This is a genomic window from Rheinheimera gaetbuli, assembly GCF_054781935.1.
In genome coordinates this window covers 251,321-272,930 of record NZ_BAAGTL010000008.1, presented here as the reverse complement: position 1 = coordinate 272,930, position 21,610 = coordinate 251,321, and the positions used below count along the sequence as shown (strand labels likewise).

27 protein-coding genes are annotated in these 21,610 nt (G+C 47.3%); 14 read left to right on the top strand and 13 right to left on the bottom strand.

The genetic code is table 11. The features are described 5' to 3' along the window. Nucleotides 1–31: 31 nt before the first annotated feature. From ACYVIC_RS08155 to ACYVIC_RS08145, 3 genes are all read left to right on the top strand, one after another. Nucleotides 32–481, top strand: a complete 450-nt coding sequence (locus ACYVIC_RS08155; protein WP_460858916.1) for a Z-ring associated ZapG family protein — start codon at nt 32–34, stop codon at nt 479–481. 88 nt (nt 482–569) lie between these two features. Continuing rightward, nucleotides 570–1,919: a Do family serine endopeptidase gene (locus ACYVIC_RS08150; protein ID WP_460858914.1), complete on the top strand. Its 1,350-nt coding sequence runs from the start codon at nt 570–572 to the stop codon at nt 1,917–1,919. 89 nt (nt 1,920–2,008) lie between these two features. After that, nucleotides 2,009–3,091: a trypsin-like peptidase domain-containing protein gene (locus ACYVIC_RS08145; protein WP_460858913.1), complete on the top strand. Its 1,083-nt coding sequence runs from the start codon at nt 2,009–2,011 to the stop codon at nt 3,089–3,091. Between the two features lie 28 nt (nt 3,092–3,119). Here ACYVIC_RS08145 and murA read toward each other — a convergent pair whose 3' ends face one another. Genes murA through ACYVIC_RS08110 form a run of 7 tightly spaced genes read right to left on the bottom strand, consistent with a single transcriptional unit; the run spans nt 3,120 to nt 7,648 of the window. Continuing rightward, nucleotides 3,120–4,379 (bottom strand): UDP-N-acetylglucosamine 1-carboxyvinyltransferase, encoded by a 1,260-nt coding sequence (murA, locus tag ACYVIC_RS08140; RefSeq protein WP_460858911.1) that lies wholly within the window; start codon nt 4,377–4,379, stop codon nt 3,120–3,122. Between the two features lie 6 nt (nt 4,380–4,385). Continuing rightward, on the bottom strand, nt 4,386–4,643 hold the full coding sequence (locus ACYVIC_RS08135) for a BolA family protein (RefSeq protein ID WP_460858909.1): 258 nt from the start codon (nt 4,641–4,643) through the stop codon (nt 4,386–4,388). A gap of 9 nt (nt 4,644–4,652) precedes the next feature. After that, nucleotides 4,653–4,952, bottom strand: a complete 300-nt coding sequence (locus tag ACYVIC_RS08130; RefSeq protein ID WP_460858906.1) for an STAS domain-containing protein — start codon at nt 4,950–4,952, stop codon at nt 4,653–4,655. Beyond that, on the bottom strand, nt 4,949–5,596 hold the full coding sequence (locus ACYVIC_RS08125) for an MlaC/ttg2D family ABC transporter substrate-binding protein (protein WP_460858904.1): 648 nt from the start codon (nt 5,594–5,596) through the stop codon (nt 4,949–4,951). The genes ACYVIC_RS08130 and ACYVIC_RS08125 overlap by 4 nt, the downstream gene beginning before the upstream one ends. Before the next feature lie 3 nt (nt 5,597–5,599). Further along, nucleotides 5,600–6,064: an outer membrane lipid asymmetry maintenance protein MlaD gene (gene mlaD, locus ACYVIC_RS08120; RefSeq protein ID WP_460858903.1), complete on the bottom strand. Its 465-nt coding sequence runs from the start codon at nt 6,062–6,064 to the stop codon at nt 5,600–5,602. 1 nt (nt 6,065) lies between these two features. Further along, complete coding sequence (gene mlaE, locus ACYVIC_RS08115) at nt 6,066–6,848, bottom strand: lipid asymmetry maintenance ABC transporter permease subunit MlaE (RefSeq protein WP_460858901.1); 783 nt, start codon at nt 6,846–6,848, stop codon at nt 6,066–6,068. After that, the gene (locus ACYVIC_RS08110) at nt 6,845–7,648 is read right to left on the bottom strand and encodes an ATP-binding cassette domain-containing protein (protein ID WP_460858900.1); all 804 of its coding nucleotides are present in this window, start codon (nt 7,646–7,648) and stop codon (nt 6,845–6,847) included. The genes mlaE and ACYVIC_RS08110 overlap by 4 nt, the downstream gene beginning before the upstream one ends. 252 nt (nt 7,649–7,900) lie before the next feature. On the opposite strand from ACYVIC_RS08110, the gene ACYVIC_RS08105 reads away from it, so the two are divergent. Genes ACYVIC_RS08105 through ACYVIC_RS08055 form a run of 11 tightly spaced genes read left to right on the top strand, consistent with a single transcriptional unit; the run spans nt 7,901 to nt 15,636 of the window. Continuing rightward, the gene (locus tag ACYVIC_RS08105; protein ID WP_460858898.1) at nt 7,901–8,878 is read left to right on the top strand and encodes a calcium/sodium antiporter; all 978 of its coding nucleotides are present in this window, start codon (nt 7,901–7,903) and stop codon (nt 8,876–8,878) included. A 15-nt stretch (nt 8,879–8,893) separates the two neighbouring features. Further along, complete coding sequence (locus tag ACYVIC_RS08100; protein ID WP_460858896.1) at nt 8,894–9,862, top strand: KpsF/GutQ family sugar-phosphate isomerase; 969 nt, start codon at nt 8,894–8,896, stop codon at nt 9,860–9,862. Next, complete coding sequence (gene kdsC, locus ACYVIC_RS08095; protein WP_460858894.1) at nt 9,863–10,417, top strand: 3-deoxy-manno-octulosonate-8-phosphatase KdsC; 555 nt, start codon at nt 9,863–9,865, stop codon at nt 10,415–10,417. Next, the gene (lptC, locus tag ACYVIC_RS08090; RefSeq protein WP_460858892.1) at nt 10,414–10,968 is read left to right on the top strand and encodes an LPS export ABC transporter periplasmic protein LptC; all 555 of its coding nucleotides are present in this window, start codon (nt 10,414–10,416) and stop codon (nt 10,966–10,968) included. The genes kdsC and lptC overlap by 4 nt, the downstream gene beginning before the upstream one ends. After that, entirely contained in the window at nt 10,958–11,449 is a 492-nt protein-coding gene (lptA, locus tag ACYVIC_RS08085) for a lipopolysaccharide transport periplasmic protein LptA (protein ID WP_460858891.1), read from the top strand. Before lptC ends, lptA begins: the two co-directional genes overlap by 11 nt. Beyond that, a complete protein-coding gene (gene lptB, locus ACYVIC_RS08080; protein WP_460858889.1) occupies nt 11,446–12,168 on the top strand; it encodes an LPS export ABC transporter ATP-binding protein in 723 nt (240 codons plus the stop codon). The genes lptA and lptB overlap by 4 nt, the downstream gene beginning before the upstream one ends. A gap of 46 nt (nt 12,169–12,214) precedes the next feature. Then, entirely contained in the window at nt 12,215–13,693 is a 1,479-nt protein-coding gene (locus ACYVIC_RS08075; protein ID WP_460858887.1) for an RNA polymerase factor sigma-54, read from the top strand. Nucleotides 13,694–13,719: 26 nt separating this feature from the next. Further along, complete coding sequence (gene hpf / locus ACYVIC_RS08070) at nt 13,720–14,007, top strand: ribosome hibernation promoting factor (RefSeq protein WP_460858886.1); 288 nt, start codon at nt 13,720–13,722, stop codon at nt 14,005–14,007. A gap of 7 nt (nt 14,008–14,014) precedes the next feature. Continuing rightward, complete coding sequence (gene ptsN, locus ACYVIC_RS08065) at nt 14,015–14,488, top strand: PTS IIA-like nitrogen regulatory protein PtsN (protein ID WP_460858884.1); 474 nt, start codon at nt 14,015–14,017, stop codon at nt 14,486–14,488. After that, nucleotides 14,485–15,345: an RNase adapter RapZ gene (rapZ, locus tag ACYVIC_RS08060; protein WP_460858883.1), complete on the top strand. Its 861-nt coding sequence runs from the start codon at nt 14,485–14,487 to the stop codon at nt 15,343–15,345. The genes ptsN and rapZ overlap by 4 nt, the downstream gene beginning before the upstream one ends. 6 nt (nt 15,346–15,351) lie before the next feature. Next, a complete protein-coding gene (locus ACYVIC_RS08055; RefSeq protein WP_460858881.1) occupies nt 15,352–15,636 on the top strand; it encodes an HPr family phosphocarrier protein in 285 nt (94 codons plus the stop codon). On the opposite strand, the gene ACYVIC_RS08050 is transcribed toward ACYVIC_RS08055, so the two are convergent. From ACYVIC_RS08050 to ACYVIC_RS08025, 6 genes are read right to left on the bottom strand one after another with little or no spacing between them, the layout of a single operon-like run. Further along, nucleotides 15,628–15,996: a Na+/H+ antiporter subunit G gene (locus ACYVIC_RS08050; protein ID WP_460858879.1), complete on the bottom strand. Its 369-nt coding sequence runs from the start codon at nt 15,994–15,996 to the stop codon at nt 15,628–15,630. The two genes, ACYVIC_RS08055 and ACYVIC_RS08050, sit on opposite strands and share 9 nt — an antisense overlap. Nucleotides 15,997–16,012: 16 nt before the next feature. After that, nucleotides 16,013–16,282 (bottom strand): K+/H+ antiporter subunit F, encoded by a 270-nt coding sequence (locus ACYVIC_RS08045; RefSeq protein ID WP_460858878.1) that lies wholly within the window; start codon nt 16,280–16,282, stop codon nt 16,013–16,015. Then, a complete protein-coding gene (locus ACYVIC_RS08040; RefSeq protein WP_460858876.1) occupies nt 16,276–16,812 on the bottom strand; it encodes a Na+/H+ antiporter subunit E in 537 nt (178 codons plus the stop codon). The genes ACYVIC_RS08045 and ACYVIC_RS08040 overlap by 7 nt, the downstream gene beginning before the upstream one ends. Beyond that, nucleotides 16,809–18,329, bottom strand: coding sequence for a monovalent cation/H+ antiporter subunit D (locus tag ACYVIC_RS08035; RefSeq protein WP_460858875.1), 1,521 nt, complete (start codon nt 18,327–18,329; stop codon nt 16,809–16,811). Before ACYVIC_RS08035 ends, ACYVIC_RS08040 begins: the two co-directional genes overlap by 4 nt. Beyond that, nucleotides 18,329–18,682: a Na+/H+ antiporter subunit C gene (locus tag ACYVIC_RS08030; RefSeq protein WP_460858874.1), complete on the bottom strand. Its 354-nt coding sequence runs from the start codon at nt 18,680–18,682 to the stop codon at nt 18,329–18,331. Before ACYVIC_RS08030 ends, ACYVIC_RS08035 begins: the two co-directional genes overlap by 1 nt. Continuing rightward, nucleotides 18,682–21,477, bottom strand: a complete 2,796-nt coding sequence (locus ACYVIC_RS08025) for a monovalent cation/H+ antiporter subunit A (protein WP_460858872.1) — start codon at nt 21,475–21,477, stop codon at nt 18,682–18,684. The genes ACYVIC_RS08030 and ACYVIC_RS08025 overlap by 1 nt, the downstream gene beginning before the upstream one ends. Nucleotides 21,478–21,610 lie beyond the last annotated feature (133 nt).

Sequence of the window (21,610 nt, the reverse complement as noted above, 5' to 3'; positions counted from 1 at the left end):
TGTCGATAGAAATTGCCCTGCAGGAGTTATTATGGAACACCTTTACATTGTTATGTGGTTAGTTATCGGTCTGGTCGTCGGCGCTGTGAGTGCCCGTTTGCTGACACTGAAACAGTTAAACCGCAATAAACTAAAACTTGAGCTGGAAAATAGCCAGGCCCAGTTAGCCAAATATCGCAATGATGTATCAACCCACCTGGAAACGACTAATCAGTTAATGACACAATTGCAGGATAACTACGCTCGTATTGCAAGACATATTGCCGATTCACGCATGCAACTGGTTGAACAACCAACAGAGTCAGTAAAACAAGACCTGAATTATTTGTCTGGTGATACCGCTGCCTATATTCGCCAATCGTTGCATCAAATCGATGAGAAACGCCGTGTTTACTCTGCTGCTGAGCAACAACCATTAGATTACTCTGGTCAGTCTAGCGGTTTAATCAAAGAGCAGCGGCACGAAAAAACCAACAAATAATTTGTTACATTTCACCAAAATAGCATGCTGAACTTTTTCTGTTAATACCCGTTCTTAGTCGCATAACGTTAGAGGAGACTATTACGCTATGAATATGAAATTGTCATTGCTTGGAGCCGCCGTCGCTACTAGTCTGATGTTGACAACCGTCGCACCGGTACAAGCCAGGATCCCGTTTTTTTCTGCTGATCAGGAAATGCCAACGCTTGCTCCGATGCTGGAACAGGCTACCCCCGCGGTAGTACATATTTCAGTTGAAGGCAGCCGTGAGATACGCCAGCGTCTGCCTGAGGCTTTTCGTTATTTCTTTGGCCAGCGCGGTCAGGGTGAATATCGCGAAGAGCGCCCGTTCAAGGGACTGGGATCCGGGGTGGTAATCGATGCCAACAAAGGCTACATCGTTACTAACAACCACGTTATTCAGGATGCCAGCGATATTGAAGTACGACTCAAAGATGGGCGCACCTTTAAAGCCAAGAAACTCGGCGCCGATCCGGAAAGCGATATCGCTTTGCTGCAAATCGAAGCAAAAAATCTGACCCAAATACCATTGGCAGACTCTGATAAATTGCGTGTGGGTGACTTTGCTATTGCTATTGGTAACCCCTTCGGTCTTGAACAAACCGTAACCTCTGGCATTGTCAGTGCTTTGGGGCGCGGAGGATTGGGCATAGAAGGTTTTGAAGACTTTATTCAGACTGATGCCGCCATTAACAGTGGTAATTCGGGCGGTGCGCTGGTCAATATGCGTGGTGAGCTAATCGGTATCAACACAGCGATTCTCGGTCCAAACGGCGGCAATATCGGCATAGGTTTTGCCATCCCGGCAAATATGATGAAAAACCTGACTGACCAGATTATTGAACACGGCGAAATTCGTCGCGGCAGCTTAGGCATCCGTGGTCATGATGTTACCTCTGATCTGACAGAAGCCATGAATCTGAAAGTTAGTCGTGGTGCTTTTGTCAACGAAGTTATCCCCGGCAGCGCAGCCGACAAAGCTGGCTTGAAATCTGGCGATGTAATTGTCAGCATGAATGGCAATAAAATTAGCTCTTTTCCAGAATTGCGAGCTAAAGTCGCGACTTTGGGTGCTGGACGCAAAGCAGAATTAGGCATATTGCGCGATGGTAAAGAACGTACAGTAAATGTTACCCTGGAAGAGATAAGCTCGGGCCAGGTTGCAGCCAGCCAGATGCACCCAATGTTAGAGGGCGCAGAATTATCCAATGGTAACACCGGAGTGCAAGTTGGTGCAGTAGCACGTAATTCAGCTGCAGCACAAATTGGTCTGGTAGAAGGTGACGTTATTATTGGTGTCAACCGTCAACGCATTAACAATGTCGCTGATTTACGTAAAGCACTGGATAACCGTAACGGTGTTGCTGCATTGAATATCCAGCGTGGCAATACTAACCTGTATATCCTGATCCGCTGATGTCAATTAGCCAGCAGTAGTAAGCTACTGCTGGCTAAATATTAATGTTATGCTAGCGTTATCTGAAACTGACAAATCCAGCGAATTTCGTGGCTAAATTTCTGTTTTTTTTGCTTAAAAGTGCAGCCTATGGTCTGGCACTCGCTTTTGTGCTCTTGCTACTTTTTCCCGCATTGCGCCAAACAACCTTACCGTTTCAGGCCAATTCCCAGCATCCGGAGGAGGAAGCCCCCGTTAGTTTCGCCAAAGCAGTACGCCGGGCAGCCCCTGCCGTTGTCAACGTTTATACCCGCAGCACTCTGGTTGACCCACGCTCATTAAGACCGCGCACTATCGAGCGGCAGGAGTTAGGCTCTGGCGTCGTCATGAGTGCACAAGGCTATATTCTGACTAACTTCCACGTGGTGTATGGTGCCGATTATATTGAAGTCGCATTACAAGACGGCAGAACACTGGAAGCTGTATTGATAGGTCAGGATGAGGTTAGCGACTTAGCTGTGCTATATGTTCAGGCAGACAATTTACCGGTAATCCCGCAGGATTTGCAATTAGAACCACAGGTGGGTGATGTGGTACTGGCAATAGGTAATCCGCTTAACCTGGGGCAAACTATTACTCAGGGTATTATCAGCGCCGCAGGCAACACTGGTTTAAGTTCACGCGGCTACCCCGACTTTATGCGAATGGACGCCGCCATTAACCGCGGTAACTCTGGTGGCGCGCTGGTTAACAGCAATGGCACCCTGGTAGGTATTAACGCTGCGGCTTTTCAGGTGGAAAGCCAGGATATTCAGGGTATTTTTTTTGCAGTGCCTTATAAATTGGCAATTAATGTGATGGAAAAGCTAATTAAGCAAGGCCGCGTCAGCCGCAGCCACCTTGGTGTTACAGGTGACGCGGTGATCAATGCCGCTGGTGAACGGCTACTGTCATCAGGCCAGCAACTGTACGGTTTCAGTATTACGGCAGTAAACAGCAACGGCCCAGCTGCCGAAGCTGGCTTGCAGGTGGGTGATATTGTACTGGAAGTAGACGGTAAACGTTTTAAAAGCATTCAGCAAGCGTTAAACATGATTGCAGAGACGCCTCCAAACTCCTCATTGCCTCTTACCGTTGACCGTGCTGGTCAGCGTCTTACGATTAATACTGTAGTACGTGAACTACGGCGTTAACCTGCAGTTGCATCATGAAAAACGCGGCCTAAGCCGCGTTTACTCTCTCAATGCTCGCACCGAGCTTTTTCAATTTATACTCAATTTGCTCATAGCCCCGGTCAATATGGTATATACGGTCAACCACTGTCGTGCCTTGGGCAACCAAACCAGCAATCACCAAACTGGCAGAAGCCCGCAGATCTGTTGCCATAACCTGGGCTGATGTCAGCTTATCGGTGTGCTGACAAACCGCTGTATTACCTTCAAGACTTATTTTTGCTCCCATACGCTGCAGTTCAGGGACATGCATAAAACGGTTTTCAAAAATAGTCTCGGTAATCATACCAACACCCTCAGCAACGACATTTAGTACAGTAAACTGTGCTTGCATATCAGTTGGAAAACCCGGGTGAGGTACTGTTTTGATATTGACCGCTTTTAATTTACGCCCAGTCATATTCACCCGTATCCAACCGGCTCCGGTAGTGACCTCAGCACCTGCCTCGCGCAACTTTTCCAGCACGACTTCAAGCTCTGCAGGATCTGCGCTACGGCAAGTAATGTCACCGCCTGTTACGGCCGCTGCAACAAGGAAGGTGCCTGTTTCAATACGATCTGGCAGTACGCTGTGGCTGCCACCATGCAGTGCAGAAACACCTTCTATCACGATACTGTCGGTGCCAGCGCCTTGGATCCTAGCCCCCATAGTATTCAGATACACTGCAAGATCAACCACTTCAGGTTCACGAGCAGCATTGTCAATTGTTGTTACGCCATCTGCCAGCACCGCAGCCATCATCAGGTTTTCGGTACCGGTAACACTGACCATATCCATGATAATATGTGCGCCTTTTAACCGGCTGGCAGTAGCTTTGATATAACCATTTTCAACAACGATGTCCGCACCCATTTTGCGCAAACCGTCAATGTGTAAATTGACCGGCCTGGCACCAATTGCACAACCACCAGGCAACGACACTTCCGCCTGGCCAAACCGGCTCAGTAGCGGGCCCAAAGCCAATATAGATGCACGCATGGTTTTTACCAGCTCATAGGGAGCAAACTGGTTGTGTACTTTACCGGCATCAACATTAACAACATTGTCAGAAAAACTGACTTCAGCACCGAATAACTGTAATAACTTTACCGTCGTTTCAATGTCTTTTAGCTTAGGTACATTGGTGATAGTGGTAGGTTTTTCTGATAATAAGCTGGCAAAAAGGATAGGCAAAGCGGCATTTTTAGCGCCTGAGATAATCACATCACCTTGTAAAGCCTGACCACCTGTAACAAGAAATTGCTGCATAAAATACTACATCGGAGGGTTAAGAAGTTTCTCTCTACGCCATTGCTGCGGCGTAAAGGTCTTTATACTGACAGCATGAATAGAACCGTCAGCAATTGCAGCCATAAGTGGTGCATAAATCATTTGTTGTTGTTTTACCCGGCTTACGCCGTCAAAACAGTCACCGACTGCAGTCACTGCGTAGTGCGAGCCCTCAGCACTAACCCGGACTTCGCTTAACTGTAGTTGCTCAGTAAGTAACTGTTCAATTTGATTGATATCCAAAGTGAAACCTTAATCGCTTATCGGTAAAAGCGGCCTGACCGCCGTAACATCGGCCAATGATAACAGTTGTTTTGGCACATTACATAGCGCTATTGTCAAACCTTGCTGTTTTGCTGCAGCCAATTGCTGCAACAACCAGGCAAGCCCGGCCGTGTCGATGCTGTCCAGCGCAGATAAATCAAACTGCATAGCACCCTGGCTGTCATTTAACAATGCAAAGGGTGAATACAACATTAACGTATCACGGTTCAGTGTGCCGGTAAAATGCAACTTGTCGCCCTGGCGCTCTATTTGCAACGCCACTGTCACTGCGCCTCCGGCTTAGAGATAGGTGCTTTAGCTTTCTCTAACAGGATCTGCGTTACGTTGCTCAAGCCTTGCTGGCGGATCAAATTACCAAACTCGGCACGCTTGCTATCAAGCAGAGAAATCCCTTCGGCGACCATATCAAATACCAGCCAGTTTTCACTATCACGACCACGGCGAAGTTTAAATTCAATGTTGATATCAGGCTTGCCCGGGTCAATAACCCGGGTTTTTATAGTAATAATCTTTTGATTATCTATCGTCCTTGCCGGTTCAATTATCACTTTTTGATTACTGTATTGCGTAAACACACCTGCATAAGTCGAAATCATGTATCCTTGAAAAGCATCGACAAAAGCCAACAACTCCTCACGCGGTGTATTTTTTAAATCTGCGCTGGTACCAATCACCCGCAGCGCCGCATATCGACTATCTATATAGGGCACCAATTCTTCATTGACAATTTGCCGTAATACTTCAGGGTCCGCCACAATTTTGTCCTGGTCGCGGGCAATTCGGCTAAACGTGTTGTCAGCCACTATCTCCATCATCTTGTATGGGTCAGTGTACGTAGGTGTTGCCGCAGCCTGAAGCGCCAAAGAGCCCAGGGCAACAACTGCAGACATTACGATTGTATAAAATTTCATTTATCAATTTCCGCGATTAAATAAGAATTGTCCGATCAACTCTTCCAAAACCAGAGCCGACTTCGTGTCTTCGATGTAGTCACCGTTAGCCAGAATATCAACGGTTTCGTCAATAAAGCCCGGTTGTAGCCCCAGATACTGCTCACCTAACAAACCTGAAGTGAGAATTGCCAGACTACTGGTTTCAGGAAAATTGTTATAATTCTGGTTTATTTCAAGCGTCACTACCGGTGTGTAGTATGTAGTATCAAGTGAAATTGCCGCCACTCGTCCAACCACCACGCCACCCACTTTTACTGGTGAGCGCACCTTTAAGCCACCTATATTCTCAAATTTGGCATGTAGTTGATAGGTTTCGCTACCTCCACCCAAACCGCTATTTGCCACTTTTAACGACAACATCAGAAATGCTGCTACAGCTAACACAATAAAAGCGCCAACGAATATTTCTATTTTTCGCGTGGTCATATCATCCACCAAACATTAATGCAGTTAAAACAAAGTCAAAGCCCAATACAGCTAATGATGCAGTAACAACCGTCTGAGTTGTTGCCGTGCTGATACCCTCAGATGTTGGCACCGCATCATAGCCCTTATGCAGAGCAATCCAAATCACGATTAGTGCAAAAACCACACTCTTAATTACACCGTTTATTACATCTTCGTACAGGTCGACATTGGCTTGCATAGCCGACCAATAACCACCGCCGTCAACGCCTAACCAATCGACGCCTACCAGATGTCCACCTAAAATACCAACAGCGGTAAATATTAATGCCAACAAAGGCAAGCTGATCACACCAGCCCAAAAACGCGGAGCAATAATGCGCCGTAGCGGGTCTACCGCCATCATTTCCATGCTAGACAATTGCTCAGTGGCTTTCATCAAGCCAATTTCTGCAGTCAAAGCACTGCCAGCGCGGCCGGCAAACAACAATGCTGCAACTACCGGGCCTAGCTCACGCAGCAAGCTTAACGCCACCAAAGGGCCTAGCATTTGTTCAGCGCCAAATTTAACCAGCACCGTATAGCCTTGCAAAGCCAGCACCATTCCTATAAACAAGCCAGAAACAAGAATAATCAGTAACGACATTACGCCAACAACATACAGCTGCTTAATTAACAGCGGCAAACCACGGCGAAAATCTGGCTTGCCCAGTAGTGCACCAAACAACATGATGCCGGCACGACCAAAGCCGGTAACAGTGCTAATGGTCGCTGCACCGAGCTGTTGTAATTTATCCGCTATCACGGTACTTGCTCCATTAATTCATCGGCATAAGGCGCCGCTTTAAAATGAAACGGCACAGCACCATCGGCTTCTCCAAGCAAAAATTGCTGCACCAAAGGTGATGGGTGAGCGCGCAACTCGTCTGGCGTGCCGTGCCCAATGACAGTTTGCTCGGCAACAACGTAGACATAGTCGGCAATACTCATCACCTCTGTCACATCATGCGACACCACTACCGACGTAAGGCCAAGTGCATTATTCAACGATCGTATCAACCGGACAATCACACCCATCGATATCGGGTCCTGGCCGGCGAAAGGCTCGTCGTACATTATTAATTCAGGATCCAATGCTATCGCACGCGCTAACGCCGCACGCCGCGCCATACCACCCGATAACTCTGCCGGCATCAAATCGCGGGCGCCGCGCAAGCCAACAGCTTCGAGTTTCATCAGCACAATCAAACGGATCAACGACTCTGGCAACCGGGTGTGCTCGCGGATAGGAAATGCCACATTGTCAAAAACGGACATTTCGGTAAACAGTGCCCCACTTTGAAATAACATACTCATCCGTTTGCGCAACTGATAAAGTGCCGAGCGGGATAACGCCGGTACGTCCTGACCTGCCACAAAAATATTGCCTTGATCCGGTTTAAGCTGGCCACCAATTAAACGTAACAAGGTGGTTTTACCTATGCCGCTGGGGCCCATAATGGCGGTGACTTTACCACGCTGGAACTGCATATTCAGATCACGGTAAATAGTTCTGTCACCGCGCTTAAACGTCAGTTGCTGGATATCCACTAAAATATCTGTCAAATTTCCATTCTCCGCCGGTTAGCTGGCGTTGCCTGCTGCAGCGCTCAATATACATACAAGAGTGTATGTTTTCAATGCATCAGTGCTAAAGTTGTTTTATTGTAAACGCCTGGGCGACTAAAGTCGTTACAAAAAATCGTAACAAACTGTGCAAAAAATCTGTTAAAGCATAAAAACGCAGCTTTTTTTGCAATTGACCACGATAAGCAGGAAAATACGCTGGCTTTTAATCGTCTTACGAGGATTTTCGCTTTGTCACCTTTGTTGCAAGCTGGCATTTTTGTCATTGTTGGTCTGATCCTATTAATTTGGAGCGCAGACCGTTTTGTCTATGGCGCTTCATCTTTGGCTCGGACTTTGGGTATTTCGCCGATGATCGTCGGGCTCACAATTGTGGCTATGGGTTCATCAGCCCCGGAAATGCTGGTGTCTTCCAGTGCAGCCTGGCAAGGCTATATCAACACGTCCGTTGGCAATGCGCTTGGCTCAAACATCACCAATGTATTACTGGTTATTGGTGCTGCAGCGTTACTCAAACCTATAGCTGTTTCTTCTATTACCCTAAAGCGCGAATACCCGCTGCTCATTGTCTTTAGTTTGCTCGGTGCCTGGTTTATCGCAGACAGCAATTTAACCCGCACTGAAGGTATTATTTTACTTACAGCCTTTGCTTGCTTCATTTTGCTATTAATTCACCTGGCCAGACACGCTGACAGAAACGATCCACTAATTGCAGAAATCGACGCTGAAATGCCAATACCCACCTCTAAAGTACGCAGTGTGTTATGGCTGTTAGCAGGCATGGTTTTGCTGCTTGCAAGCTCACAACTGTTGGTGCATGGCGCAATAACCATCGCTCGTATCGCCGGTGTTAGCGATCTGATTATCGGCCTGACCATCATTGCCATAGGCACCAGCCTACCCGAGTTGGCAGCAAGCATTATTGGCATCATTAAAGGTGAGGACGATTTAGCCTTAGGTAATATTATCGGTTCAAATATCTTTAATATTTTAGCGGTGTTAGGTTTAGGTGCTGTGATTGGTCCGGGTGTTCTGGATGCGGAGGCCGCCGAACGGGATATCTACGTTATGCTGGGTGCAACAGTGGTAATGTTATTAATGTCAGCGCGGTTAGGTCGGGTGCAACGAATAAACAGGTTTGAAGGTGCACTACTGTTATCTGGCTTTGTCGGCTATCAGTATCTATTGTTTCAATCGGTAACGCTTTAACTTAGGTAAGGAAATATGATGGATGATTTTCGATTGCGTGCCGCAGAAGTATTAAAAATTGAAGCAACAGCTGTGGCACAGCTGGCGCAATACCTGAACGATGATTTTAATCTGGCTTGTCAGTTTATTTTTACCAGTAAAGGCAAAACCATTGTAACTGGCATGGGTAAATCCGGCCATATCGGCAGTAAAATCGCAGCTACATTAGCCTCAACCGGCACACCGGCGTTTTTTGTTCACCCCGGTGAAGCCAGTCACGGTGATCTGGGCATGCTATCTGTAAATGACGTGGTAATTGCCATTTCTTATTCGGGTGAAACCGCCGAAGTACTCACCATAGTGCCATTGATTAAACGCCTGGGCATCAAATTAATTAGCATGACAGGTAACCCTACCTCAACATTGGCGAAGCTGGCAGACGCTCATTTATGCGTAAAAGTAGAACAGGAAGCCTGCCCACTTGGCCTGGCACCCACTGCTAGCACAACTGCGACGCTGGCCATGGGCGATGCCGTTGCTGTAGCGCTGTTAGAAGCGCGTGGGTTTTCAGCAGAGGACTTCGCCATGTCACATCCCGGAGGAAGTCTGGGACGTAAACTATTGTTGCGCCTTGATGACGTAATGCACCGGGATGAACAGGTGCCAATCGTTAACCAACATGCCAGCATTAAAGATGCGTTACTGGAAATATCAAAAAAAGGTCTTGGCATGACCGCCATAGTCGACGACAGTGGAATGTTAAGCGGTATTTTTACCGATGGTGATTTGCGACGAATTCTCGATCAACGCTTTGATATTCATAGCAATCGCATAGCAGAAGTCATGACGCAAAAATGCATTACCGCTCATAGCCAGATGCTGGCTGCCGAGGCATTGCAAATTATGCAACAGAAAAAAATCAACGGTCTTATTATTCTGGACGACGACAGAAAGCCGATCGGCGCCATGAATATGCACGATCTGCTACGTGCCGGAGTATTGTAAATGTCATTATTTAATGAGTTATATCAGCCGGTAACAGAAGCGGTATTTCAGCAAGCCAGCACCGTACGACTGTTGATTTGCGATATTGATGGTGTGTTTTCCGATGGCCGGATTTATTTAGCGAACAGCGGCGAAGAATTAAAAGCATTTCATACCCGCGATGGCTACGGTATTAAAGCTGTGCGCCAGGCGGGTATAGAAGTAGCGGTAATTACCGGGCGACACTCAGCCATAGTGCAAAAACGCATGACAGCACTTTCGGTATCTCACATTTATCAGGGACAGGAAAATAAACTGGCCGCCTTTAACGAGTTATTGCTTAAACTGCAACTTAATGCCAAAGAAGTGGCCTATATTGGAGATGATCTGGCAGATTGGTCGGTTATGCAGCACTGTGGTCTTGCCGTAGCGGTAAAAGATGCTCATCCGTACCTATTGCGCCAAGCAAGTTATATCACCAGTTTGCCTGGTGGCTACGGTGCAGTCAGAGAACTGTGTGATCTATTATTAATAAGCCAACAACAATTCGGCTTGTTCGACGGAAGCAGCGCATGAGAAAACTATTGTTACCGATAGTGCTGTTGCTGGTTGGAATTGCCGGCTATCTCTGGTTTACCCCACACAACGATGGATCTGCGCTGCAAACCGACCAGGAACTACTGCCAGACTATGTGGCGTTGAACATTACCCGACGTCTTTATAACGCCGCAGGTTATCAAGCAGATGTTGTGAGTGCGCAGCGACTGGAACATTTTGAGCAACTGGGGTTTATGCAGTTTGAAAAGCCGGTGTATACCCTGTATAACGAACAACACCAGCCAGACTGGCAAGCCAGCAGTGAGTATGCAATATGGTTTGTGCAGGATAAAATCATCCTTGAGCAGCAGGTGCAAATTAAAAGCTTATCTCAAGACCAGCTATTCGACAGGTTAGCAACGGACAGCTTGGAAATGTTATTTCCTGACAACCGGCTACAAAACAACCTACCGGTACTAATTTCAGGAAAAGGGTTCGAAATCAAAGGCATAGGCATTAATGCAGATTTAACAACACACGCCTTTAAACTATTGCAACACCAGCAAACGGTATATCGTAATGAAGAATAAATTTGTATATTTAGTGCTGGCAGTATTACTACAGCCCTTTACACAGGCTGCGTCAGCCGACTATACCCAAAAAATTCAGATAGATGCTGATAATTTAGCGTCGTTAAAAGAAAATGTCCTGACCTACAGTGATAATGTCATCATTACGCATGGCGCTATCAGCATTAGTGCCGACCGGTTAGAAATTGACGCCAGCACCGGTAAAGGCAAAGAAATATACATCGTTAGCGGCAACCCAGTTAACTACAGCCAACAGCTGGAAGATGGCAAGATCGTCAATGCTTCTGCCAGTGAAATGCGCTACGAGCCGGCTAATCGCACTTTGATACTAAATGGCAATGCAGAACTGGCACAAAGCGGCAGCGTCGTCAAAGCATCAGTAATAAAATACAATGTTGAAACGCAAGAACTGAATGCAGCGAGTGACAGCTCCAGACGGGTAACCACTATTATTACTTCAGAGGAAGACCAGCAACCATGAAGTTAGTCGCCTCACATCTGGCAAAAAGTTATAAAAGCCGGCAAGTGGTTAAAGATGTTAGCCTTGAAGTTAATGCCGGACAAATTGTTGGGCTGTTGGGACCCAATGGCGCCGGCAAAACCACCACTTTTTATATGATTGTAGGCCTGGTACCGTCTGACAAAGGCAAAATAACGCTAAACGATAAGGATATTACTTTCGATCCAATACATGCCAGAGCCCGGCTGGGTATTGGTTATCTGCCGCAGGAAAGCTCGATTTTTCGCAAACTCACCGTGTATGAAAACCTGCTGGCTATATTACAAACCCGTAAAGACTTAAGCCGTACCCGTCGGGAAGAAGTTGCCGACGACTTGCTGGAAGAGTTTCATATTGGCCATATTAAACATAGCCTGGGTATGAGTTTGTCTGGTGGCGAACGCAGACGCGTTGAAATTGCCCGAGCGCTGGCTGCCAACCCGGCGTTTATTTTGTTGGATGAACCCTTTGCCGGTGTCGATCCGATATCCGTCCTCGACATTAAAAAAATTATTCAGCATTTGTGCCAACGTGGTATCGGTGTACTGATTACCGACCATAATGTACGTGAAACCCTTGATGTTTGCGAGATTGCGTACATCGTTAGTCATGGTGAACTGATTGCATCAGGCGCCCCTCAAGACGTATTGGCCAATCAGAAAGTACGGGATGTATACCTCGGCGAGCAATTCAGGCTATAGTTAGCAAAAAAGTACTTGTGGTAATTCAGGAGATTAGTAGAAGTAGATGAAGCCCTCTTTGCAACTCCGCTTAGGACAGCAACTCACCATGACACCGCAGCTACAGCAAGCTATCCGTTTGCTGCAGTTGTCGACAATAGAGTTGCAGCAGGAAATTCAGGAAGCGCTGGATGCAAACCCATTGCTTGAAGCCGAAGACGAATATGACAGCTTCAACGCTGAGCCGGTAAATATCTCTGAATCATTACAGTCCGCTTCTGACAATACCACTGATGAGCAGTTCGAAGCCGCAGAGCCAGACACCAGTGATGCGATGTCAGAGCAAAATATCAGCGAAGATTTGCCGCTTGATAACAACTGGGATGATTTAGTTAGTGCAGCACCGGTTAGCGCCGGCAATTCGGGAAGCGAAGAAGATACCGTGTATCAGGGTGAGACCAGCGAAACATTGCGCGATTATCTGCGCTGGCAAATGCAGCTGACCCCATTTTCAGAAACCGACAGGGCTATTGCAGAAATCATCATTGAAGCGATAGACGATAACGGTCTGCTTACTATCAGCTGTGATGACATTCTTGAATCGCTGGGTCTGGCAGATATTGAAGCAGATGAAGTAGAAGCCGTCATTAAACGCATCCAATTATTCGACCCGGTTGGGGTAGGTGCACGCTCAGTGCAGGAATGTCTGACAGTGCAGCTGCGCCAGTTTAGCCCTGATACGCCGTTTTTAGCCGCTGCACAGAGCCTGATCCGTGATCACACAGAACTTTTAGCTAACCGCGACTTTCGTTCTTTAATGCGGGTGACTAAACTAAAAGAGGATGAGCTAAAAGAAGCAATGCGGCTCATCCACTCTTTGAACCCGCGTCCCGGTGCCGATGTTATCCGGGAAGAGCAGCAGTACGTTGTCCCTGATGTCAGCGTGATGAAAGTAAAAGGTCGCTGGCAGGTTGAGCTTAATCCGGATGCTATGCCCAAGGTGCGGATAAACCAACAATATGCTGCAATGTCACGTACCGCGAAAAACAGTACAGACAGCCAGTTTATTCGTTCACATTTGCAGGAGGCAAAGTGGTTTTTGAAAAGCTTAGAAAGCCGTAACGAAACCCTGTTAAAAGTGACAAACTGCATTGTGCAACAGCAGCAGGCATTTTTTGAGCATGGTGAAGAAGCCATGAAACCTATGGTGCTTAACGACGTAGCAGAGATGGTAGGTATGCATGAATCAACCATCTCTAGGGTTACCACACAAAAATACATGCATACACCAAGGGGTATTTTTGAACTTAAGTTCTTCTTTTCCAGTCACGTTAGTACTGAGAGTGGTGGCGAATGCTCGTCTACTGCAATCAGAGCCTTTATCAAGAAATTAGTGGCGGCGGAGAATCCGGCTAAACCGCTCAGCGATAGCAAAATGGCTGACATTCTGCTGGAGCAAGGTATCAACGTAGCGCGGCGTACTATTGCCAAATACCGCGAATCCCTGTTCATACCGCCGTCTAATCAACGCAAGACCTTGCTGTAAATAAGCCTAAAAGAAGGAATATGTCTATGCAAATCAATCTTACCGGTCGCCATGTTGAAATTACCACAGCCTTAAGAGAGTACGTTGACAGCAAATTTGCAAAGCTTGAACGGCATTTCGATCACATAAATAATGTACATGTGATCCTAAACGTGGAAAAATTAAAGCAGATTGCTGAAGCTAAGCTGCACTTGAGTGGTGGCGAAGTATTTGCAATTTCTGAAGATGAAAACATGTATGCTGCGATCGACCAGCTGATTGATAAACTGGATCGTCAGGTGATCAAGCATAAAGAGAAAATTTCCCGACACTGATTTGGCCATGATGAATTTAAGCTCAATGCTTGCCGAGAACTGCACTAAAAGTGCAGTTCTTTTTAACAGCAAAAAACGCATTCTGGAATATATTGCCGAACTGGCACACCAGCAACTACCTGATATTGCTGAGTACAGTATATTAGAAGCACTGACAACCCGTGAGAAGTTGGGGTCAACCGGCATAGGAGGCGGTATCGCCATTCCACACGGCAAACTGAAGCAGGTTACCGAACCGCTACTGGTGTTTGTGGTTAGCAAAGAGAGTATTCCGTTTGATGCTATTGATAACCAGCCGGTGGATATTTTTTGTGCTATTCTCATCCCGGAACAACAATGCCAGGCACACCTTAGCACGCTTGCAGCTATTGCCCGATTGCTAAGTCAGAAAGAACTCACCAAAAAACTCCGTCACGCCGAAACCAACCAGCAACTCTATCAGTTATTACTGGAATATAGTGCTATGGACAACAACACATGAAATTACTGGTAGTCAGTGGTCGTTCCGGTTCCGGAAAATCTGTTGCCTTAAGGGTAATGGAAGACCTAGGCTATTATTGTGTCGACAATATTCCGGTGAATTTACTACCCACTTTGGCTACAACGGTAATGGGGCAGTACGAGCGTGTCGCCGTTAGTATTGATGTACGAAACCTGCCACAAGACCCTGACGAGTTAGCAGAGATTCTGTCATATCTTCCGCGTAAATTAGAATTAACCATACTGTATCTGGACGCCGATCACGCCAGTCTAATCAAGCGCTTTAGTGAAACACGCCGGCTGCACCCACTTTCGCATCAGGCGATGTCACTGGACGAAGCCATATCACGCGAGCAACAGTTGCTGGATCCCATATCCAGCCGCGCTGATTTATATATAGACACCACTGATCTTAACGTACACCAGCTAGCTGAGCAGCTACGCGAACGCATTCTTGGCCAAAAGAGTGGCCGCCTGGTAATTCTGTTTGAATCGTTTGGCTTTAAGTACGGTATTCCCAAGGACGCTGACTTCGTATTTGACGCACGTTTTTTACCTAATCCGCACTGGGAACCAGACTTAAAACCGCTCACTGGCCTAGACCAGCCCGTAAAAGATTACCTGGCAGCACAACCAGTTGTAGCGAAATACATCTGGCATATTAACAGCTTTATCAGCAGTTGGTTGCCACAATTGGAACGCAACAACCGCAGCTATCTAACTATCGCGATAGGATGCACCGGCGGTCAGCACCGCTCGGTTTATATGGTTGAAAGTTTAGCTGAGAGTTATCGCAACTCACGCGAAGACGTACAATTGCGCCACCGCGAGTTAGTAAGACATCATCAAAAGAGCTAACTTAATATGAAATACTCTGCCGATGTTACCATTGTGAATCAGCTGGGGTTGCATGCCCGAGCAGCAACTAAGCTGGCACAACTATGCCAGCAGTTTAATGCCCGCATCGAGTTGCATCAGGAAGGTAAAACGGCTGACGCCAGCAGTGTGCTGGCACTGTTGATGCTAGCAAGCAGCAAGGGCAAAACACTGCAAGTTTATACCGAAGGAGACGATGGCGAACAAGCTCTGCAAGCAGTAGCGACTCTTATCCGCAATGGCTTTGACGAAGATCACCCCGTCTCAGGGTAGAGGTTCAGGTCTGGCCTGTTTGCGCTTGTCGGCTGCTATATTTTCCCTGCCAAGTGTTTTGTTAACGCTTTTCAACTGATGGTGCAATGCGGTTTTAATCAGCATATGGGCGCTTATTGGTGCGGTGATCAATAAGAAAATCGTAATCAGTAGTTCATGTACACTGACACCGCCGCTTAAACTGAAATAGAAAATCGACCCCAGCAATATACCGCCCATCCCCAGCGTGGTTGCCTTGGTTGGGCCATGCAACCGCATAAAAAAATCTGGCATCCGGGTTAAACCAATAGAGCCGATCAGCACAAAGCTGCCGCCCAGCAACAAAAAAAATGCTACTGCCCACTCAATCCAATGCTGCATCAGAACCTCCTACTCTCTACTCTACAATATCGCCGCGTAACAAAAACTTACAAACCGCAACGGTACTAACAAAACCCAACATAGCGATAAGTAATGCCGCTTCAAAGTACAATGGCGACCCCATCAAAAGACCATACAGAATAATTAGCGCTATGCTGTTAATATACATAGTATCGAGCGCCAGAATACGGTCGGGCAAACTGGGGCCGCGTAACAGTCGCCACAGGTTTAGCAGCAAGGCAATGCTTATCATCACAAACACCGCCATTATCACCTTATCTAACATTGAAATATCTCCTTCAACGGCGCCTCGTAACGCTGCTTGATTGATGCTATTAACTCAGCCTCATCCGTCAGATTCAACACATGGATAAGCAGCCAGCGTTGCGGCATCGGCTCTCCGTCGGCCAGGCTCTCCAGGGCCGGATACACTTCGGCGCTTACAGTACCTGGTGTCATCGACACTGTGCTGGCTAAAATAGTAATCGGTAATTCGTGGTTCAGATCCAAAGGCACCTTAACAAAAGCAGGGTTAAGCCGACTTTTCGGACCTAAAATAAGCACTGCAACCTGTGCATTTGCCGTGATAATATCGCCAAACACTCGCAAAATATAACGTAGCGCCAGCACTGGCTTTTCAATTAGTGGTTGCGGGTCACGAAACCGCAAAGTCAACAATGGAATGAGTACGGCCAACAGTGCGCCGAAAAACAAATGCACAGCCTCTACGCTTTGATTTAACAGCAACCACACCACAAACAGCAATGCACTTCTATAAGGTGTCGGTAACCAGCGAAACTTTGGCGTTAGTCTCATGGTGCCCCCCCCACGCTTTGTTGCCCAAGAATAATGTTTGCCGCAGAATTTACGTCATGCAATTGCAGGGCTGCATGTTGCGCCAAACCGGTTAACGGACCGGCAAAAACGACCAACAACGGGCTGGCCGAAAGTAACCAGCATACGGCAAACACTTGCAGCGGCGTCGCTCTTTCCGGGCCGGAATCATTACCGCTAACACGCCAGAACAAGGTACTACCAGCACGTGACAGCCCCACTATTACCACTAAACTGCTGAGCAACACCACACTCCATAGCCACAACTGCTGCACAGGTTGCTGCACGGCCTGTAATAACATTAGTTTACCAATAAAACCTGATAACGGTGGCAGGCCTGCTACACTTAGCGCCGCCAGCATAAACATTACGCCTAACAGTATCGGCTGAGCAACACGTCGACCCGACACCAATCGATCAGCAGCTTTGCCGCGCTGATTGGCAACAAGATCCGCAACTAAAAATAAAGCGCCGGTAACCAAAGTAGAGTGTACCGTGTAGTACAGTGCCGCGGCAGCAGACTCCGGCGTTTGTAACGCGACCAATGACACCAGGGTCCCCACTGACACCAACACCAAATTAGCTACCAGACGACGGAAATCCTGACTAGCCATGACCCCGACGGCCCCCAGAACTATGGTTGCCAAACCAGCAATCAACAACCAGTTGTTAGCAATGCCACTAAGCTCACCTGCTCCACTGCCAAAAATACTGGTGTACACGCGCAACAAAGCGTAGACACCTATTTTGGTCATCACAGCAAATAAAGCAGCAACCGGCGCGGACGCCGACGCGTATGTTGCAGGCAACCAGAATTGTAGTGGTAGCACAGCAGCCTTTAGTGCAAATACGATCATCAGCATCAATCCGCCTGACTTTACCAGCATCAGGTCCTGCTCTGGCAAAGCCGCTACTTTAACGGCCATATCAGCAATGTTCAGCGTACCCAAGGTGCCATACAATACTGCCAGCGCGAATAAAAAGATGGCAGAGCCCGTCAGATTTAACACGACGTAATGAACAGCTGCTTTGGTTTTATTCTTACCACCGGCATGGATCAACAGCGCGTACGAGGCAATTAATAACACTTCAAAGAACACAAACAGATTAAACAAATCGCCGGTTAAAAAAGCACCATTGATGCCCATGAGCTGAAATTGAAACAGCGGATGAAAAAATGAGCCCTTTTCATCCTCCCCGGCGCTACCATAGCAGATTGCGCCTAACGCCAAAAATGCGGTTAGACAGACCAACACTACAGACAGCGTATCGGCTACCAAAATAATGCCAAACGGTGCCTGCCAATTACCAATTGCATAGTGTAGTAAGCCTTGCTGCTGTACTTGCAATAACAATATAACCGCCAGAACTAACTGAATGACGCTGGAAACCATACTTACCCAACGCCGGCGCATAGGTGAATGATGCACTGGCGGCAACATAATGATAATAGCCGTTAGCATCGGCAGCAGTATTGGTGCCGTAATCAAATGCCACATCAACGACTCTCCCTCTTAAAGCTGGCGGCATCAGGTAGCTTACCATCAACATGGTCATTGCCCAGATCGGCCCTGGCCCTAATAGCCAAAATCACTAAAAATGCGGTCATAGCAAAACCTATAACAATGGCAGTTAATACCAGTGCCTGTGGCAGTGGATCAGCATAGTTGTCAGTTGTTCCAAGCACTGCAGCACCGCGCAGTGTTAACCGGCCCGAGGTAAAAATAAACAGGTTAACCGCATAAGACAGCATCGTAAGTCCCAGCATCACCGGAAACGTACGCCCGCGTAGCATCAGGAAGATGCCACAAGCTGCTAGAAAACCAATGCAACAGGCTACCAAAGTTTCCATTAAGTCGTCTCCTTGTGCACCGGCCGGTGCGACGTTGTCATTTTACCCAGGCTGGCAAGGATCAGTAAGGTAGACCCAACCACAGTAATATAAACGCCTAAATCAAAAGCAATGGCACTGGCCAACTCCAGCTTGCCAAGTACAGGCACATCAAAATAATCAAACCAGGAAGTTAAAAACGGCCGGTCAAATAACCAACTGGCCGCACCGGTAGTTAAGGCAATCAGAAGCCCCACTGCAACGACCCGCTGATACTCTACATTCATCCGAGCTTTCACCCAATCTACACCCTGAGCAATATATTGCAGAATAATTGCCACAGCAGTCACCAGGCCTGCGATAAAACCGCCGCCAGGTAAATTATGACCACGGAAGAAAATATAAATCGACACCATTATGGCCAACGGCAATAAACTTTGCGCCACGACAGACAGCAATAACGAATGCCGCTCCAGAGCCCATGGCCTGCCGTCACCGTCACTGCTAGGCTTAAATAATGGGATCCGGGTCAGTAGCTTAAAAATCCCCAGCGAAGCAATACCCAGAACCGCAATTTCACCTAAAGTGTCAAAGCCGCGAAAATCAACCAAAATAACATTGACGACATTAGTGCCACCGCCACCAATTTTGGCATTAGCCAGAAAGAAATCAGAAATAGAGTTAGGTGGCCGCGTCATCAATGCATAGCTCAAGCTACCGACAACCACCCCAACCATACCTGCAATGCTGACGTCTCTCACAACGCGTGACGCTTCAGATTGTTTAGGCGTTTTATGCGGCAGGAAAAACAACGCCAGCATCAGCAAAATAATAGTAACAACTTCAACCGATAGCTGTGTCAGGGCCAGATCAGGTGCAGAAAAACGGGTGAATGCAATTGAGACCATTAGCCCAACGACTGAAATCATCAGCAAAGCAACTACCCGTTTGCGATGCCACACTACAGTCGCAAATGCTGCAATGAGCAGCATCACTGCACCCGTTACGTTTACAGCATCTAGCGGCAGCTCTTCTCTACCACCCCAAAGTACAGCCAGATTAGTTAACGGCATTCCTGCCAACACAATAAAACTAAGTAATACCAACGACATATAACGCTGCAATGAGCCATTATCAAGATAGCTGTATATTCGTTTGCAACGGCTGGCAAATGTTTTGACCATATTCTCAAAACTATTTAGCGCATCCATCTCGGGAAGAGTATTTTGAAAGTCAAACAAGTGTTTGCGGTTGACATAAATCAACGTGCCCCCCGCCAGAGCCAGTACACTCATGAATAGCGGCAAATTAAAGCCATGCCAGATTGACAGGCTATATTCCGGCACCCCACCCGGCAGCACAGCCAGCGACGCCGCGTGTAACAAATCGCCGACCAGATATCCCGGAAACAAGCCAACCAAAATACACAGCGCCACCAGCACCTCTACCGGCACCCGCATATAACGCGGTGGTTCGTGTGGTGTCTTAGTAAGGCCCTTGGGTTGGCCGTTAAAAAACACGTCATGAATAAAGCGCATTGAATAGGCAACAGAGAACACGGCAGCGACAGTTGCCAGCACCGGAATTATCCAGGATATTGAGCCCAGTAAATGCTGGTGCAGCGTTTCGGCAAAAAACATTTCCTTTGACAAGAAGCCATTAAGCAGCGGTACGCCAGCCATTGCCGCAGCTGCAACCATCGCCAGCGTTGCGGTAATAGGCATAAACTGCCACAAACCATTTAGTTTGCGCATATCACGCGAACCGGACTCATGGTCAATAATACCAGCGGCCATAAATAACGACGCTTTAAAAGTGGCATGGTTAATAATGTGAAACACCCCGGCAACTGCTGCCAGGTCGGTACCCATACCAAACAGCAAGGTTATCAACCCCAGGTGGCTAATGGTTGAATATGCCAGCAAGCCCTTCAGATCGTGTTTAAACAGCGCCAGATAGGCCCCAATCAGCAAAGTTGCTAATCCGGTTACACTAACCAACACAAACCACAGCTCAGTACCAGACAACGCCGGATAAAACCGCGCCAGCAAAAATATGCCCGCTTTTACCATGGTTGCCGAATGCAAGTAAGCACTTACCGGTGTCGGCGCTGCCATCGCATTAGGCAACCAGAAATGAAACGGGAACTGCGCTGACTTAGTAAAACAGCCGAGCAAAAATAACACCAGCAACAACGGGTACAGGCTATGCTGTTGGATCAGATCGGCACTTGCCAGCACCAGGTCTAAGTCGTAACTACCAACAATTTTTCCCAACAGTAAAAAGGCCGCCAGCAGCGCTAATCCGCCCGCCCCGGTTACCGTAAGTGCCATACGGGCACCCCGACGCGCCTCGCTTTTATGCCACCAAAAACTGATCAGCAAAAACGAGCTAATACTTGTGAGTTCCCAAAATAACCAAAGCTGTAACAGATTACCCGACAAGACTATGCCCAACATCGCTGTCATAAACAGCATCAGGTAAGCATAAAACCGTGGCATTGAATCACGTTCAGACAAATAGTAACGGGCGTACAAAATGATTAGTAAACCTATGCCGAGGATCAGCAAGGCAAATAAAAATGCCAGTCCATCAATACGGATGTGTAATTGTAACCCCAGTAATGGGGCCCATGGCTGAACAAACTGTAAAGTAGCACCCGCCAAAAACTCGGTTGAGTGATACATTAGCAATATCAACGCTGCAGCGGGCGGTAAGGCAGTTGCCAACGCACAAGCGCTGCGGCTCCATTTAGCCGTAATCAGCGGTACCAAAACGCCAAGTAGCGGCAGAAACATTATCCACAATAGTGTCATAGCTGTCGCATTTCCTTTCCATAAAAGCCGACCGAAATTTTCTACAACCCCGCCGCTGTTGCTACCAGTTTAAGTTATTGATATCCATGGGCAGTTAGCTAAGCATAGATGATATCCAGCGTTTGTAACACAG

What these genes read in the sequence shown, in the direction of transcription:
- ACYVIC_RS08155 (WP_460858916.1), top strand. Translation starts at nt 32, where the DNA reads ATGGAACACCTTTACATTGTTATGTGGTTAGTTATCGGTCTGGTCGTC.
- ACYVIC_RS08150 (WP_460858914.1), top strand. Translation starts at nt 570, where the DNA reads ATGAATATGAAATTGTCATTGCTTGGAGCCGCCGTCGCTACTAGTCTG.
- murA (WP_460858911.1), bottom strand. Translation starts at nt 4,379, where the DNA reads ATGCAGCAATTTCTTGTTACAGGTGGTCAGGCTTTACAAGGTGATGTG.
- ACYVIC_RS08125 (WP_460858904.1), bottom strand. Translation starts at nt 5,596, where the DNA reads ATGAAATTTTATACAATCGTAATGTCTGCAGTTGTTGCCCTGGGCTCT.
- mlaD (WP_460858903.1), bottom strand. Translation starts at nt 6,064, where the DNA reads ATGACCACGCGAAAAATAGAAATATTCGTTGGCGCTTTTATTGTGTTA.
- ACYVIC_RS08100 (WP_460858896.1), top strand. Translation starts at nt 8,894, where the DNA reads ATGATGGATGATTTTCGATTGCGTGCCGCAGAAGTATTAAAAATTGAA.
- kdsC (WP_460858894.1), top strand. Translation starts at nt 9,863, where the DNA reads ATGTCATTATTTAATGAGTTATATCAGCCGGTAACAGAAGCGGTATTT.
- lptC (WP_460858892.1), top strand. Translation starts at nt 10,414, where the DNA reads ATGAGAAAACTATTGTTACCGATAGTGCTGTTGCTGGTTGGAATTGCC.
- lptA (WP_460858891.1), top strand. Translation starts at nt 10,958, where the DNA reads ATGAAGAATAAATTTGTATATTTAGTGCTGGCAGTATTACTACAGCCC.
- lptB (WP_460858889.1), top strand. Translation starts at nt 11,446, where the DNA reads ATGAAGTTAGTCGCCTCACATCTGGCAAAAAGTTATAAAAGCCGGCAA.
- ACYVIC_RS08075 (WP_460858887.1), top strand. Translation starts at nt 12,215, where the DNA reads ATGAAGCCCTCTTTGCAACTCCGCTTAGGACAGCAACTCACCATGACA.
- hpf (WP_460858886.1), top strand. Translation starts at nt 13,720, where the DNA reads ATGCAAATCAATCTTACCGGTCGCCATGTTGAAATTACCACAGCCTTA.
- ptsN (WP_460858884.1), top strand. Translation starts at nt 14,015, where the DNA reads ATGATGAATTTAAGCTCAATGCTTGCCGAGAACTGCACTAAAAGTGCA.
- rapZ (WP_460858883.1), top strand. Translation starts at nt 14,485, where the DNA reads ATGAAATTACTGGTAGTCAGTGGTCGTTCCGGTTCCGGAAAATCTGTT.
- ACYVIC_RS08055 (WP_460858881.1), top strand. Translation starts at nt 15,352, where the DNA reads ATGAAATACTCTGCCGATGTTACCATTGTGAATCAGCTGGGGTTGCAT.
- ACYVIC_RS08050 (WP_460858879.1), bottom strand. Translation starts at nt 15,996, where the DNA reads ATGCAGCATTGGATTGAGTGGGCAGTAGCATTTTTTTTGTTGCTGGGC.
- ACYVIC_RS08045 (WP_460858878.1), bottom strand. Translation starts at nt 16,282, where the DNA reads ATGTTAGATAAGGTGATAATGGCGGTGTTTGTGATGATAAGCATTGCC.
- ACYVIC_RS08040 (WP_460858876.1), bottom strand. Translation starts at nt 16,812, where the DNA reads ATGAGACTAACGCCAAAGTTTCGCTGGTTACCGACACCTTATAGAAGT.
- ACYVIC_RS08035 (WP_460858875.1), bottom strand. Translation starts at nt 18,329, where the DNA reads ATGTGGCATTTGATTACGGCACCAATACTGCTGCCGATGCTAACGGCT.
- ACYVIC_RS08030 (WP_460858874.1), bottom strand. Translation starts at nt 18,682, where the DNA reads ATGGAAACTTTGGTAGCCTGTTGCATTGGTTTTCTAGCAGCTTGTGGC.
- ACYVIC_RS08025 (WP_460858872.1), bottom strand. Translation starts at nt 21,477, where the DNA reads ATGACACTATTGTGGATAATGTTTCTGCCGCTACTTGGCGTTTTGGTA.